Annotated in this window: 12 protein-coding genes; 11 read left to right on the forward strand and 1 reads right to left on the reverse strand. The window is 36.6% G+C overall.

Annotated elements, in window-relative coordinates; translation table 11 throughout:
* The first annotated feature begins 3 nt into the window (after positions 1-3).
* The 10 genes from recA (at position 4) to DW761_RS17660 (ending at position 12,747) form a co-directional block, all read left to right on the forward strand.
* Positions 4-1,098 carry a recombinase RecA gene (recA, locus tag DW761_RS17615; protein ID WP_117452244.1) on the forward strand — a complete coding sequence of 365 codons (1,095 nt, stop codon included), beginning with the start codon at positions 4-6 and terminating at the stop codon, positions 1,096-1,098.
* A 178-nt stretch (positions 1,099-1,276) separates the two neighbouring features.
* Positions 1,277-2,830, forward strand: coding sequence for a ribonuclease Y (gene rny / locus DW761_RS17620; RefSeq protein ID WP_117452242.1), 1,554 nt, complete (start codon positions 1,277-1,279; stop codon positions 2,828-2,830).
* A 1-nt stretch (position 2,831) separates the two neighbouring features.
* Positions 2,832-3,611, forward strand: coding sequence for a TIGR00282 family metallophosphoesterase (locus DW761_RS17625; protein WP_117452240.1), 780 nt, complete (start codon positions 2,832-2,834; stop codon positions 3,609-3,611).
* Between the two features lie 125 nt (positions 3,612-3,736).
* Positions 3,737-3,910, forward strand: a complete 174-nt coding sequence (locus DW761_RS17630) for a 4Fe-4S binding protein (protein WP_117452238.1) — start codon at positions 3,737-3,739, stop codon at positions 3,908-3,910.
* A 75-nt stretch (positions 3,911-3,985) separates the two neighbouring features.
* Positions 3,986-5,422 carry a tRNA (N6-isopentenyl adenosine(37)-C2)-methylthiotransferase MiaB gene (gene miaB, locus DW761_RS17635; protein WP_117518933.1) on the forward strand — a complete coding sequence of 479 codons (1,437 nt, stop codon included), beginning with the start codon at positions 3,986-3,988 and terminating at the stop codon, positions 5,420-5,422.
* Positions 5,423-5,586: 164 nt separating this feature from the next.
* A complete protein-coding gene (locus DW761_RS17640; protein ID WP_117518934.1) occupies positions 5,587-7,245 on the forward strand; it encodes a ribonuclease J in 1,659 nt (552 codons plus the stop codon).
* Positions 7,246-7,275: 30 nt separating this feature from the next.
* Complete coding sequence (locus DW761_RS17645; protein WP_117518935.1) at positions 7,276-9,657, forward strand: DNA translocase FtsK; 2,382 nt, start codon at positions 7,276-7,278, stop codon at positions 9,655-9,657.
* A gap of 105 nt (positions 9,658-9,762) precedes the next feature.
* Positions 9,763-11,019 carry an EF-P 5-aminopentanol modification-associated protein YfmF gene (yfmF, locus tag DW761_RS17650; RefSeq protein WP_117518936.1) on the forward strand — a complete coding sequence of 419 codons (1,257 nt, stop codon included), beginning with the start codon at positions 9,763-9,765 and terminating at the stop codon, positions 11,017-11,019.
* Positions 11,000-12,280 (forward strand): EF-P 5-aminopentanol modification-associated protein YfmH, encoded by a 1,281-nt coding sequence (gene yfmH, locus DW761_RS17655; protein WP_117518937.1) that lies wholly within the window; start codon positions 11,000-11,002, stop codon positions 12,278-12,280. The genes yfmF and yfmH overlap by 20 nt, the downstream gene beginning before the upstream one ends.
* Positions 12,281-12,435: 155 nt before the next feature.
* Positions 12,436-12,747 carry a single-stranded DNA-binding protein gene (locus DW761_RS17660; protein WP_117452227.1) on the forward strand — a complete coding sequence of 104 codons (312 nt, stop codon included), beginning with the start codon at positions 12,436-12,438 and terminating at the stop codon, positions 12,745-12,747.
* A 33-nt stretch (positions 12,748-12,780) separates the two neighbouring features.
* Here the strand turns inward: DW761_RS17660 and rpsD are convergent, their stop codons facing one another.
* Positions 12,781-13,383: a 30S ribosomal protein S4 gene (gene rpsD, locus DW761_RS17665; RefSeq protein ID WP_117452225.1), complete on the reverse strand. Its 603-nt coding sequence runs from the start codon at positions 13,381-13,383 to the stop codon at positions 12,781-12,783.
* Positions 13,384-13,701: 318 nt separating this feature from the next.
* Between rpsD and DW761_RS17670 the strand changes: the two genes are divergently transcribed.
* Entirely contained in the window at positions 13,702-15,456 is a 1,755-nt protein-coding gene (locus DW761_RS17670) for a septation ring formation regulator EzrA (protein ID WP_117518938.1), read from the forward strand.
* The last annotated feature ends 2 nt before the right edge of the window (positions 15,457-15,458 follow it).

Consider the following 15,458-nt stretch of genomic DNA (forward strand, 5'->3'; position numbering starts at 1 on the left):
CTTATGGATGAAAAAAAGAAAAGTGCAAGTGCAGAAAAAGCAGCACAGAAAAATGATGCGGCACTAAGTGAAGCTATCAAAACAATTGAAAAAGCATATGGAAAAGGTAGCATTATGCGCTTGGGGGATCGAGCAGCAGTAGAAGTGGATGCCATTAGCAGTGGCTCATTGAAAATTGATGAGGCACTTGGAATCGGCGGATATCCAAAAGGCAGAATCATTGAAATTTATGGTCCTGAATCAAGTGGTAAAACAACCCTTGCTTTACATGCCATTGCGGAGGTACAGAAAAAGGGTGGACGTGCTGCATTTATTGATGCAGAAAATGCAATTGATCCTATTTACGCAAAAAATTTAGGTGTAGATATTGATGATTTGATTCTTTCTCAGCCAGATAGTGGAGAACAGGCACTAGATATCACAGAAATGTTGATTAAAAGTGGTGCGATTGATTTAGTTGTTGTAGACTCTGTAGCAGCGCTTGTACCACAGGCAGAATTAGATGGGGAAATGGGAGATTCACAGGTAGGTTTACAGGCTCGTTTAATGTCAAAGGCAATGCGTAAATTAAGCGGCGTCATGAATCGTAGTGAATGTACTGCAATCTTCATCAATCAGTTGCGTGAAAAAGTAGGTATCATGTTTGGTAATCCAGAAACAACGCCTGGAGGAAGAGCATTAAAATTCTATTCTTCTGTACGTTTGGATATCAGAAGAAGTGAAGCAATTAAAAATGGTACAGAAATCATTGGTAATAAAGTAAATGTAAAAGTTGTAAAGAATAAAGTGGCGCCACCTTTTAAGACAGCCGCCATTGAAATTATGTATGGAGAAGGAATTTCTTATGTGGCAGAGCTGCTAGATTACTGTGTAGATTATGATATCATCGCTAAAAGCGGTGCTTGGTTCTCTTATAATGGAGAAAAAATCGGACAGGGTAAGGAAGCTGCGAAAAACTATTTAAAAGAACATCCTGATTTTATGAAGGAAGTAGAAGGCATCTTGAAAGAAAAGATGAATCCTAAACCTGCGGAAGAAGAAACAGCAAAGAAAAAAACAGAGAAAAAAGAAGAAAAGAAAGAAGAAGCACAAGGGTAAATCCCAGCTTCTTCTTTTCCTTTTGCGATAAAAATTATGGAAACGCTTTAGCTTTTAGCATTTTGTTTGGGAAATGTTACACTTTTCTGTTGTGAAATTTCTATTTTTTAGGTACAATAGAATACAGGAAGAAACTTACTTCCTAAAATAAACACAAGATGAATGGAGGAGATATGCTATGAATAATGGCGTAATCATCTTTTTATCTGGGTTGACAGGTCTTGCTTTAGGAATTATTGTAATGATCGTAATTTCAAAAGCGGGTTTAAATAAAGATCAGCAAAAGGCTAATCTAATGCTTAAGGAAGCAGAATCAAAAGCTGATTCTATGGTAAAACAAGCAGTATTAGATGGTCGTACACAAGCACATGAATTAAAGATTGCAGCAGAAAAAGAAATCAAAGAGAGAAAACAGGAAGTAACAGATATGGAAAACAAACTGTTACGCAGAGAAGATAACCTGAATTTCCGTGATGAAACATTAACAAGTAAAGAAAAACAAATTGATGTGAAAAATGCGCAATTAGCTGATAAAATGGCAATGCTAGATAAAAAAGATAAAGAATTACAGGCAAAGATTGATGTACAGGTACAGGAGTTAGAACGTGTAGCAGCGATGACCACTGCAGAAGCGAAAGAAGAATTATTCGCAATCACTGAAAAACGCATGGAAAAAGAATTAGTATCTTACATTAAAGAAAAAGAAGAAGAAGCAAAGGCGACAGCAGATGAAAAAGCTAGAAATATTGTGGCATTAAGCATTCAACGCTTAAGCAACGATGAAGCAATTGAACGAACTGTTTCTGTTGTTGCACTACCAAGTGAAGAAATGAAAGGTAGAATTATCGGACGTGAAGGACGTAATATCAAGGCAATTGAACAGGCGACTGGTGTTGACTTGATTATTGATGATACACCGGAAACAATTACCGTCAGCTGTTTTGATCCAATCCGTCGTGAAGTTGCAAGACTTGCATTAGAGCATTTGATTAAAGATGGAAGAATTCAACCAGGACGTATTGAAGAAGTTGTCAATAAGATCAAACGTGAAATGGATACTAATATTATGAAAACTGGTGAAGATACAGTATTCAAACTTGGTATTGGTAAAATTGATCGTGAAATCGTGAAGATGATCGGACGTTTAAAATATCGTTATTCTTATGGACAAAATGCATTACAGCACAGTATGGAAGTTGCACACTTAAGTGGTATGATGGCCGCAGAACTTGGCTTAAACCAACAATTGGCAAAGCGTGCAGGTCTGTTACATGATATCGGTAAAGCAATGGATTTTGAAGTTGAGGGAAGTCATATTGAACTTGGCTATAAATTCTGTAAGAAGCATGGTGAAAAAGAAGTTGTATTAAATGCAATCCAGTCACACCATGGGGAAGTGGAACCAGAATTCTTAATCAGTAATCTGGTTATTGCAGCGGATACATTAAGTGCAGCCCGTCCAGGTGCACGTTATGAATCTTTACAGAACTACATCAACCGTCTGGAAGAACTGGAAAAGATCACAAAATCATTTGATGGTGTGGAATCCAGTTATGCAATTCAGGCTGGTAGAGAAGTACGTGTCATGGCAATTCCAGAAAAAATGGATGATATTGCCTGCCACAAATTAGCTCGTGATATCAAAGACAAGATCGAAGCTGAATTGACATACCCTGGTCAAATCAAGGTTACTGTCATTCGTGAAACTAGATCATGTGAATTAGCAAAATAGTATGAATGTTTTATTTATTGGAGATATTGTTGGTGCCAGTGGCAGAGAGGTTGTAAAAAATCTGCTGCCCGAATTAAAGGAACGCTTTCAAGTGGACCTGGTGGTTGCCAATGGTGAAAACTCCGCACATGGAAAGGGCATTACCCGTAAGATTTATCATCAGCTGTTAAGTTATGGCGTAGATGTCATCACAATGGGAAATCATACATTTTCCAAGAATGATATCTATACTTTTATTGAAGATGCTGATCGAATGGTACGTCCAGCCAATATGGAGCCATGTGATTACGGAGAAAGTACTATTGTCGTGAATGTTTTAAATAAAAAAGTTGCGATTACAAATCTATGCGGAGAGATATGGATGAACGATGTTGTAGATTCTCCTTTCTATTGTATGGAAGATGTATTGCAGGATATTGATGCGGATATTTATCTTGTGGATCTGCATGCGGAGGCAACTAGTGAAAAAATTGCTTTTGCGTATAACTTTGCCGGACGTATCGGGGCAGTTGTAGGGACACATACACATGTACAGACAGCCGATGAGCGTATCATAGGTGGAACTGCTGCTATTACCGACTTGGGAATGTGTGGCGCATATACCAGCGTGTTAGGTAGAGATGTGGATGAGATATTGACACGCTTCATGACAAATGAGAAAACACGATTTACAATAGCGCAAGGTCCAGCAATATTTTGTGGGGCACTTGTTAGCTTTGATGATAAAACAAATCAGGCAATTGCGATAGAACGAATTCAAATTCGACCAGATGAGAATTAAGGGAACCTTGTGTTCCCTTTCTTTTTTACAATGTAAGCATATCAATGTTGCGAAATAACATAAAAATGTTGCGTTATGAGCGTTTTTCCGCTATAATAGAAACGGTTGTAAAGGAGGAATAAAGAATGCCAGTTAATGTAAATGAAGATGCTTGCATCGGTTGCGGTGCTTGTGTAGGGGTTTGTCCAGTTGGCGCTTTATCAATGAATGGTGACGGCAAATCTGTATGCGATGAAGGAACTTGTATTGACTGCGGTTCATGTGTAAGCGCATGCCCAGTTGAAGCAATCTCTCAGTAAACCAAGCAAACGCTTGGTTTTTTTAAGGTATTCTTTAAAAATATACATCATAGAAAAAAAGGAGTTGTAATCATTATGAAAAAACAGCCAGGTTGGGCACTTCCAGATTTAAAGGAAGCACAAAAAAGAACAAATGCAGAAGCACACATAGAAAAAAATCTGTTTCAGATTCCTGAACAAATCAAAATGCTTGGACAGGGTAAAAAATATTATTTGCGTACCTATGGATGTCAGGCGAATGAACGTGATTCTGAAACATTGGCAGGCATTCTGGAAGAAATGGCATTTACACCATGTGATAATCCAGAGGATGCTGATTTTATCCTGTTAAATACCTGTGCGATAAGAAAAAACGCTGAAGATAAAGTGCTGGGGGAATTAGGCTCTTTAAAACGTTTAAAAAGAGAAAAACCAGATATTGTATTTGGATTATGCGGCTGTATGGCGCAGGAAGAAGAAATCGTAGAGACACTATTGGAAAAATATCGTCATGTTGATTTGATTTTTGGAACACATAATATCCATCGTCTGCCTGAATTATTATATCAGGTCATGATGAATGGAAAACGTAGTGTGGAAGTGTTAAGCAAGGAAGGCGATGTTATTGAAAATCTTCCTGTCAGACGCTTTGGCAAACATAAAGCATGGGTAAATATCATGTATGGATGTGATAAATTCTGTACCTATTGTATTGTGCCATATACCAGAGGAAAAGAACGTTCCCGTACTATGGAGGATGTATTGGATGAAATCCGCACATTAAAACAAGAAGGATTCAAAGAAGTAACATTGCTTGGTCAAAATGTAAATTCATATGGAAAAGATCTACATATTGAAGGCGGATTTGCGAAACTGTTGGAAGAAACTGCGAAAATTGGTATAGAACGTATTCGTTTTACAACAAGTCATCCATGGGATTTCAGTGATGAAATGGTCGATGTCATTGCTCAATATGACAATATCATGCCATTTATCCATCTGCCAGTGCAAAGCGGTGACAGTGATGTATTAAAGCTAATGGGCAGACGTTACTCTATCGAACAATATAAAACGCTGTTTCATAAGATTGAAGAAAAGATTCCTGGATGTGCAATATCTACAGATATCATCGTTGGTTTCCCAAATGAAACAAAAGAACAGTTCCAGCATACGTTGGATTTAGTTGATGAATGTAAATTTGATAATGCATTTACATTTATTTATTCTCCAAGAGAAGGAACACCTGCGGCACGAATGGAAGATAATATTCCTTTAGAAGAAAAACAAGAACGTTTACAGCAGTTAAACGAACGTTGGAATAAGTATGCATTAGAAAAAAATCTGGCATATATCGGTAAAACAGTAAAGGTGCTGGTAGATGGCCCAAGTAAGAAAAATAAAGACATTTACAGTGGATATACAGACACCAATAAACTTGTAAACTTTGTAAGAAAAGATGCAGAGCCAGGAGATATTGTAGAAGTCAAAATTACGGATGCGAAAACCTTCTCTCTGGATGGAGAACAGCTATAAAGAAGTGAGTAATCACTTTTTTTCTTGGAAAAAATTTTTGAAAAATAAGCAATAATCGCCTAAGAGATGTAAAAACGTGGTATAATATAACCAGTTTATCGTGCTTTTGAAGAATTATAATCAGCAAAACATAATAACAACTATAAATTGGAGGTAAAACTATTATGGATAAAGTACGCATTTTTGCGCTTGGCGGACTTGATGAAGACGGAAAAAATATGTACGTTGTAGAAGTCAATGAAGCTATATTTATTATTGAAGCCGGTTTAAAATATCCGGACACAGACCAGTTAGGAGTGGAATTTATCATTCCGGACTTTACGTATTTAATTGAAAATAAAGATCGAATTCAGGGTATCTTTATTACACATGCACATGACGATGCCGTTGCGGCGTTGCCATATCTTTTAAAACAAATCAACATCCCTGTCTATACAGGACCATTAACTGCGAACATCATTCATGAAACACTGAAAAAAGAAGGTGTGAAGAATGCGAAGATTCACCGCATGAAACGTGCCAGCAAACAGGTAATTGGTGGTGTCAAGGTAAGAACATTCCCAATGACACATGCATTTCCTGATAATTTTGGTCTGGCTATTCAAACAGATCAGGGATATATCGTGTATACAGGTGAATTCATCGTTGATTACGATATGCTGCAGGAAGAATTCCTGTGTGATCTAAATGAATTAAGTGATATTGGAAAGAAAGGTGTATTATGTCTTTTATGTGAATCCCAGTATGCAGATAAGAGTGGACATACAGCACCAAAACATCGTGTAACTTCTTTGATTGAACCAATCTTTGAAGAAAGCAGAGGAAGAATATTGATTTCCAGTTATTCACAGAGTTTATTCCGTATTATTGAGATCATTGAGCTAGCTAAAAAATTCAATCGTAAGATTTTCTTCCATGATAAAGATATGCGCGATATGTTAAAGATTTTAGAAGAAATGAAATACTATCGTGTACCAAAAGAAATGCAGGTTACAGAAAAGAATTTCGATGATGAAATGGAAGATATCGTGATTCTGTTGACAGGAAGTGGTAAAAACTTATTCCGTACGATGTCAAATATTGCCAATCATGAAGATAAATTTGTATCCTTTAGAACAAGTGATACCATTATTGTCGCAAGTCCTATTGTCAGTGGTACTGAAAATGATGCCAATGTCATGGAAAATGAAATCTATAAAGAAGGCGGAAAAATCTTTACACTGGATGGAAAAACGGTTTTATCCATGCATCCAAGCAGTGAGGATTTAAAGATGATGCTGTATTTATTCCGTCCAAAATACTATATTCCGGTAAAAGGTGAATATCGTCATTTATATGTTAATGCGAACCTTGCGACCAAGATGGGATATGGACCAGATAAGATTTTAATTCTAGACAATGGACAGGTTGCACAGTTTGAAAACAAAGTGTTGACCAGTGTTGGCGAACGTCTGGAATTGGAAGATACACTGATTGATGGTAAAGAAAACTGGGACGTTACCGGTGTTGTATTAAAAGATCGTGAAGTGTTATCTACGGATGGTGTCATGGTAGTTGGCGTAGGTGTCAGCTTTAAGACAAAAGAAGTCATCAATGGACCAGATGTACAAACAAGAGGTTTGATCTATTTAAAAGATGCAGAATATATTATCAAAGAAGTTGGTAATATTATGGAACGCTGTATTGAAGCTGCTGTCAAAGAAAAACGTTATGACAATTTGCAGGTTCGTGCAGAAGCAAGAGATAAAATCAGTAAATATCTGATGAAGGAAACAGGAAAACGTCCAATGGTGTTGCCTGTGATTCTAGAAATTAATATTTAAAATTTTATGTAGGAAGGGGCGAGGTTTGCGTTGGCAAAGGCTAAGACTAGAAAATCAACGAAACAGAAGCAGAAACTGGAGAATGAAATTCTGGTATACATTTATGCCCTGGTGCTGATTACGTTATCCATTATCGGTGGATTACAAATCGGATTCATTGGAGAAACAACGACTGGAATTATTCGCTATGTATTTGGAAATTTATATGGAGTTGTTTATGCCCTCGTCATCATTGGCAGTATTGCCATGATGTTGAAAAAAAGCATGAAGGATATTCCTGTAAAATACCTTTTAGGTATCGGAGTGTTGCTTTTGGCATGGATCATTGCGGCCAGTGTACCAGAAGATACGACATTAAAAGGTATGGATATTTTCAGTAAGTTTTTAAAAGACAGCATGCTTGTATTAAAAGGTGAAATAGCCGCAAAAGGTGGCTTGATTGGTGCTTTCTTGGTATCTTTAAGTACCTTTCTGTTTGATTATAAAGGAACATGGATCGTTGTTGGCGCACTTGTTATCTTAGGTTTGATTTTACTGCTTTGCGGGGCGCCGTTTGCTTCTATAAAGGAAATGGGTGCCAATATGGTGAAACCCTTTCAAACATGGAAAAGCAATGGTGGACAAAGAAAACAAAAGCGAAATGATAAACAAGAACAGCGTCGCAGAGAAAAAGAAGCCAGAGAACAGGAAGCAAGAGAGCGTACCCAGCAAAAACATGAAACCATGCTTGGAAAAATCAGTCTGGATGATCGAGTAAAACCTGGTCAGGTATCTTTTCTGGATATCGATGATGATTTTGATATCGAAAGCAGTAAGGAGCATATACCAGTAGAACCAGAACCGGAAGAAGAACCTTACATACCAAACAGCGATGTTGTGGTTGGATTCCATGAACATAAAAAACAGGATGATAAACGAATCATCGAAGAAACAATTGGTAAAGAAGATACCTTTGTATCGGAGTTTACTCAGGATTTTAGTAAGTATAAACTGCCGCGTTTAACCTTATTAAAAGATCCTGGCAAAAAGAATAAAAACATGAATAACATTGCGGCTGCCAATGACAGTGGCCGCAAGCTGATTGAAATACTGGATGAATTTGGTGTCAAAGCCACCCTTGTGGCGACGCATATTGGTCCAAGTGTCACAAAATTCGAAGTAAAACCAGATCTTGGCGTACGTGTAAATAAAATCAGTAATCTTCAAAACGATATCAAAATGGCGTTGGCAGCCAAAGATATTCGTATAGAAGCACCGATTCCTGGAAAATCCAGTGTGGGTATTGAAATTCCAAATGTAGAAAAAACTACGGTAAGCATGAAGGAATTGATGAAGAATGTACCCGAAAAATATGCGGACAGTAAATGCCTGTTTGCACTTGGAAAAGATTTGATGGGAAACTGTGTTTATGGGGAATTAAACAAGATGCCGCATTTATTGATTGCGGGTGCGACAGGTAGTGGGAAGTCCGTATGTGTGAATTCCATTATTACATCTATCCTGATGCGTGCAAAACCAGATGAAGTCAAGCTGCTTCTGGTCGATCCCAAAAAAGTAGAATTTACACCATATCAAAAGGTACCACACTTGCTTGGTCCAGTCATTACAGATGGAGAAGAAGCAAATCGTGCATTAAAAGTCATTGTGACAATGATGGACAACCGCTATGAGTTATTTTCGATGGCAGGTGTTAGAAATATACAGGGATATAATGCATATCTAGATGCTCATCCTGAAGAACAGTTACAGCGTTTGCCTTGGATTGTTGTCATTATTGATGAGTTAGCTGATTTAATGCTTGTGGCCGCAAAAGAGGTAGAAGGCAGTATCCAGCGTATCACGCAGCTGGCACGTGCTGCGGGTATTCATTTGATTGTCGCAACACAGCGTCCTAGTGTGGATGTCATCACTGGTGTAATCAAAGCAAATATTCCAAGTAGAATTGCATTTGCTGTTTCCAGTGCTGTTGACTCAAGAACAATTCTTGATCAAATGGGCGCAGAAAAACTGTTAGGTTATGGAGATATGCTGTATGTACCTGTTGGAGAAACTGTCGCAACACGTGTACAGGGAGTATTTGTATCAGATGATGAAGTTCAGGCAATCTGTGATTTTGTGTCAAAACAGGCAAAACCTAAATATGAAGACGCATTCCTTCGATTAGAAGCGTTAGATAACAGTATGGGCTCCTCTGGCGATGATGTTAGTGACCCTCTTTATGAAGAAGTAAAAGAATTCATTATACAGACCAGAAAAGCAAGTACATCACTGATTCAGCGTAAATTCAGTATTGGATATGCGAGGGCAGCACGTTTAATCGATACCATGGAAGAAAAGGGAATCGTTGGACCAAGCCGTGGCAGTAAGCCAAGAGAAGTGTACGCAAAGAGTGAACAAGAAGAAATGGAATAACTCCTGACATTCAGGAGTTGTTTTTTTGAAACAGACAGTGTTTAAAGATACTGTTTGTGTTAAAATAGTAATACATGTTTATACTAAGGATATGGAGGTTTTAGAATGGACATAACAACAGGAGTCAGACTGCATAAAATACAGACAAAGAAATTTAAAGATATTGGAATCAGTATACGTTTTCAAAATACCTTGGAACGAAAAACAGCATGCGCAAGAAGTCTTTTGGCATTGATGCTGTGTGATCGCAGTAAACACTATGATACAAAGAAAAAAATGAGTGATGAACAGGATGCCTTATATGGAGCTACCCTGAATGCACAGACGGCAGGATATGGTTCAAGTCAGATCATTGAAATCAGAAGTAAAATCATACATCCCTGTTTTGTGGATGAAAAGGAAGATATCCTTACAGAATGGCTGAGCTTTTTAAAAGAAATCTTGTTTTCTCCTTTATTAAGTGAGGAAGCATTTGAAGAATCAAAACATATTTTATTATCAAAAATTAAACGAATGTTAGATGATCCAGCGCAATATGTCATTAATGAGTGTTTAAAGCTGGCAGGTAAGAATACTTCTCTGGGTATTTCTGCACTAGGTGAAAAACAGAATGTAGAAGCCTTATGTTTAGATGATGTCAAAAAGGTCTATGAAGATATGATCCAACATGATCAAATTGATATTATGATTTGTGGTGATATCCAAGAAGATATGATGGAAACCATCGCTTCCCAGTTGAACTTTACACCAAGAAAGACTGCTTTTGAAAGCTATTATGTAGCTCAAAATGATTTACATGCGGAAGTGGCACAACAGTATAAAAATATTTCTCAAAGTTATATCATGATGACATGGTTCACCAATACAAGTGCAGTTGATAAAGATTATTACGCCTTGCGTGTTGCGAATGCAATGTTTGGTCAATATTCTACAAGTCTTTTGTTTCAGGAAGTACGTGAGAAAAACAGTTTATGTTATTCTATCTTCAGTAATCTTATCAGTTATGATGCTGCACTGGGTGTAACAACAGGTATAGAAAAAGAAAATATCGAAAAGACCAGAACACTGATTATGGAACAGTTTGAACGATTAAAAAATGGCGATTTTAAAGATGAATTAATGGAAGTAAGTAAAACGATGATCATCAATTCCCTTCGAGCAAGTGATGATTCTATGAATTCATTGATTGCTCTTGCATATCAAAACACACTTTTACAACGCAATTATACAAGTGAAGATATCATTTCACTTATACAAAAAGTCACAAGAGAAGATGTGCTTCGCGTGATTTCCCGTTGTGAATTGAAACAAACGCTGATTGTCACAAAGGAGGATGATGCTCATGATCAAGAAGGAGAATAAACGTTATCAGGAAAGTTATGTGGAAGAAACCTTGGATAATGGACTACATGTTGTTTTATGGCAGAAACCAGATTATGCGAAAAGTCTGTTTATGATGGCAACGCCATTAGGGGCGTTAGACATGAAACAAAAGGATGAAGATGGGAAAGAATATGATTTTCCTGCAGGTATCGCACATTTTTTAGAACATAAAATGTTTGAAATGGAAGATGGAGATGTTATGGATTTATTTTCCAATATGGGTGCCAATGTGAATGCATTTACCTCTTATACAGAAACGGTATATTATTTTTCTACCACAGCAGATGTCATTCAGCCTTTACATTTATTATTAGATTTTGTACAAGATTTATCCATTACGAAGGAAAGCGTAGAAAAAGAAAAGGGAATTATCATACAGGAGCTGAATATGTATAAACAGATGAGTGATCAGCGCCTGCTGATGGAAACATTTTCATCTTTGTATAAACACCATCCACTACGCTATGATATCGGTGGCGATGCAGAAAGTGTCACATCTATCACTTTGGAACAGTTAAAACAGTGTTATGATATTAATTATCATCCAGGTAAGATGATTTTGGTGGGTGTCAGTGCACAAGATCCTGAAGTTTTATTGAAAGAAATCAAGAAAAACCAACAGGCCAAAACTTTTCCAGCAGGTAAAAAGGTTATAAGAATGATGCAGGAAGAACCTTATGAACCAGCCAGAAAAGATTTTGAATTTCAAATGGATGTCAGTATGCCAAAGCTTTCCATTGCGTATAAGATGCGTGGTGTAGAAGATATTTATGAACGTATCAAAAAGGAGTGGGCGATCCGTATGGTATTGGATGCGACCTTCTCATCATTAAATCCAGACTTCCAGAAATGGTTAGATGAAGGTATTATCAATGATTTTGTGGGCAGTGATGTCGATCTGGGTAAAGATTATGGTATGATGATGTTTTATAGTGAAACAAATAAAAAAGAAGCATTCTTAGCGATTGTAAAGGATATTGTTCAAAAGATTAAGCAGGAAGGTATTTCTGAAAGTTTACTTGAACAGTTGAAAAAGCGCTATTATGGACAATCTTTACGAAGCTTAAACAGTTTTGATGATATTGCGATTACCATGGTACGTAATTATTTTGATCAAAGCGATTTCTTTGCTTCTATGGATGTATTATATGATATTACACTACAGGATGTAAAAGATGCCTGTCAGATGATAGATGTCGACAATTTCTGTGTGATTGATCTTTTACCAGAAAATAAATAAAAAAAGTCCGTATTTGCAGATTCATCAAATAAATTTACATTTTTATAACTGAAATCAGGAAAAAATGTAAAAAAAGATGATTTTTATGCAAATACGGATTTTTGCATTCCTTTTGAATATCCATCATAATAGATAAAAAGAAAGGAATGATGAAAATGAACGTAGTAGCATTTGTAGGAAAAGTAAAAGAGATGCCGGTATTAAAAGAATCCAATGCAGGCAATAAGTTTGCGACCATGATCATGGAGGTTAACCGTAACTTTCAAAACAGTGATGGAACCCTTGATACAGATAAGATATCTGTGACGTTATGGAAGGGGATTGCAGAAACAACGATCAATACCTGCCGCCCGGGTGACTGGATTTCTGTAAAAGGCAGATTACAGGCACATGAATATGAAGGCAGAGATGGCATGATGCGCAGTGCATATGATATCATTGCAGAACATGTATCTATATTACAATAAAAAAACAACCAAATCGGTTGTTTTTTTTTAAGACTATCTGTTGTAGAATTCTACTACAAGCAGTTCGTTGAATTCCTGGTTTAATTCAGAACGTTCTGGAAGACGAAGGTAAGTACCTTTCTTAGCGTCTTTGTCAACGTCAACGAATGCTACAGTATTTAAGCTTGCTTCTAAAGCTTCTGTGATAGCTTTCATGTTTTTAGATTTTTCTTTAACTTCGATTGTCATACCAGGTTTACATACGAAACTTGGGATATCAACTTTTTTACCATTTACTAAAATGTGTCCGTGGTTAACCAGCTGACGAGCTGCTCGACGAGTTCTAGCAAATCCTAAACGGTAAACGATGTTATCTAATCTTGATTCAAGTAATGCTAAGAAGTTGTCGCCCTTAACACCTTTCATTTTACTAGCTTTCTGGAAAGTGTTATAGAACTGACGTTCATTTAAGCCATACATGAAACGAATTTTCTGTTTTTCACGTAACTGCATACCATAGTTGGTAAGTTTTACACGTTTTGTAGGTCCGTGCTGACCAGGTGCATAAGCACGTTTCTGTAATTCTTCTCCAGTTTCTAAAATTGAGAAACCAAGACGGCGGGATGTTTTCCAAACCGGTCCATTAATTCTTGACATTTTATGTCCTCCTTATTGTTTTATAAGCTATAAAACAATAACAGTACGATACAAATCATCATTACACTGTGTTTCTGCTCACGATATCTTCGCCTGGCAGCCAGGTTACACAATATCCCGTATAACACGTCAGAAACGCTGAACTATGCAAGACTTTGTATGCTGCTATCAATTTTACGCCACTTTACTATAACAAATCTAACTTTTGTTGTCAATCAATTTTCAGGATTATTTTCTTATATTTCCTATTTAAATTACGTTTTATAACGGAGAAAAATATGATACAATATAGGCAATGAGAAATAAAGAGGTGTCGGCATGGAAAACTTTATCAACAATATCAAAAACGTCGTTTCAATTGATATACTGATTTACATTATTATCGCATTGATCGCATTGATTATTTTGACGATTGTCATTATGGCGTTAAGAAAAAAGAAAGCACGTAAAATGCTGGAAGATATGGAACTTCGATATAACACATTGAAAGGTGTGCCACTGGCATTTAAACTGAATAAAGCAGTTGCTTTATCCCGTGTAAATGAAATGATAGCGGAAGCAGTGGACAGCTGTAAGAGTGCTTTTGATATCGTACAGGAAAAACTAAAGGATTGTAGTGTACAGTTAGCGGAAATTGATGATTTGATTTATGTACACAAAAGCAAAAAAGCTAGAAATAAAATGCAGGAGTTGGAGGAAGATCTGAAAGTATGTGAAGAAAACGTAAATAAGATCAATGAAACACTGGATGGAATTCTGGAGCAGGAAAATGAACAACGTGTGCATATCAATCGTTTAAAAGAAAAATTCCGTTCATTGAAGAAAAAAATCGCAGATAATAAAACTTCTTATAATCAAAGCAATGAATATCTAGATAAAGAAATCGTACGTATAGAAAAGATGTTCTCATCTTTTGAAGAATGGATGTTTGCGTCTGAATTTAATAAAGCCGCAGATCAGCAAAAAGAAATCGGTGATGCCATCAAGGCATTAGAAGAATTAACAGATGTATTGCCTTCTATGTATGAACGTGCGAAAGGTGTTTTGCCAAGAGCAATCGATGAAGTGGGATACAATTATGCACAAGCAAGAAATAAAGGCATTTATTTAGAACATTTAGAAGTAAAACGTAATTTGGAAGTTATCAGCGATATGCTGAAGAATGATTTAAATAAATTGAGAAATGGAGATCCACAGGGTGTTCATGAAGATTTGAATGATTGTGAAAAACGTATTGTTCAGCTGCAAGAACAGATTTCCAAGGAAGAAAAAGCATTTGAAGAGGTCAGCAGTAATATTGATATCCTTTATGATAGTATTCGTACCATCAATCAGGATGTAGAAGACATCGAAAAGCTGTATGGAAAAGTTTATGAACGTTTTGGCTTTGAAAACTGGACATTACGTTTGAAAGAAACAAGTGAAAAGCTGGCAGCATTAAATGATATGAAACGCAGTGTTGATAGAATTATGAGTGAACATAGTGTACCATATTCTACCTTGCTTATCAGTTATCGTGAACTTGAACAAAGTACTGCAGTGTTTGCTGGTGAAGTTGTGGAGATGAAAACTAAGCTGAACAACGCATGTAGTGATGAAGAACGTGCGAAAAAACAGCTTGTAAAATTACAGTTGATTGTAAATGAGATTCAGGTGAAAATGCGTAAACACAGACTTCCTAGTGTATCACAGAAATACGAAGAAGATCTGCATAAAGCAGAGCGCATGATCAAAGATATCAAAGTGATTTTAGACAACTCTCCATTGGATGTGAAAGAGCTGAATAAAGAATTGAAAGTTGCAATTGATTATATTTATACCTTATACAATAGTGTGAATAATCTGGTTGGTATGGCAATTATGGTTGAAAATACGATTGTATTTGGTAACCGTTACCGCAGTACGTATCCTGAAATAGATTCAGAATTAACACGTGCAGAACTGTGTTTCCGTAACGGACAATATACAAAGGCTTTAAAGATTGGTATCCAGTGTATTGAAAAAATGCATCCGGGAGCATATGAAAAACTAATCAATAAAGACGACACAAGTTTATTACGACAGGAGGCATAAAA

The organism is Absiella sp. AM29-15 (assembly GCF_003434225.1).
GTDB classification, from domain to species: domain Bacteria; phylum Bacillota_I; class Bacilli_A; order Erysipelotrichales; family Erysipelotrichaceae; genus Hoskinsella; species Hoskinsella hominis.

Bases quoted from the DNA above. Each gene is read 5' to 3' on its own strand.
- recA (WP_117452244.1), top strand. From the start codon at position 4: ATGGATGAAAAAAAGAAAAGTGCAAGTGCAGAAAAAGCAGCACAGAAA.
- rny (WP_117452242.1), top strand. From the start codon at position 1,277: ATGAATAATGGCGTAATCATCTTTTTATCTGGGTTGACAGGTCTTGCT.
- DW761_RS17625 (WP_117452240.1), top strand. From the start codon at position 2,832: ATGAATGTTTTATTTATTGGAGATATTGTTGGTGCCAGTGGCAGAGAG.
- DW761_RS17630 (WP_117452238.1), top strand. From the start codon at position 3,737: ATGCCAGTTAATGTAAATGAAGATGCTTGCATCGGTTGCGGTGCTTGT.
- miaB (WP_117518933.1), top strand. From the start codon at position 3,986: ATGAAAAAACAGCCAGGTTGGGCACTTCCAGATTTAAAGGAAGCACAA.
- DW761_RS17640 (WP_117518934.1), top strand. From the start codon at position 5,587: ATGGATAAAGTACGCATTTTTGCGCTTGGCGGACTTGATGAAGACGGA.
- yfmF (WP_117518936.1), top strand. From the start codon at position 9,763: ATGGACATAACAACAGGAGTCAGACTGCATAAAATACAGACAAAGAAA.
- yfmH (WP_117518937.1), top strand. From the start codon at position 11,000: ATGATCAAGAAGGAGAATAAACGTTATCAGGAAAGTTATGTGGAAGAA.
- DW761_RS17660 (WP_117452227.1), top strand. From the start codon at position 12,436: ATGAACGTAGTAGCATTTGTAGGAAAAGTAAAAGAGATGCCGGTATTA.
- rpsD (WP_117452225.1), bottom strand. From the start codon at position 13,383: ATGTCAAGAATTAATGGACCGGTTTGGAAAACATCCCGCCGTCTTGGT.
- DW761_RS17670 (WP_117518938.1), top strand. From the start codon at position 13,702: ATGGAAAACTTTATCAACAATATCAAAAACGTCGTTTCAATTGATATA.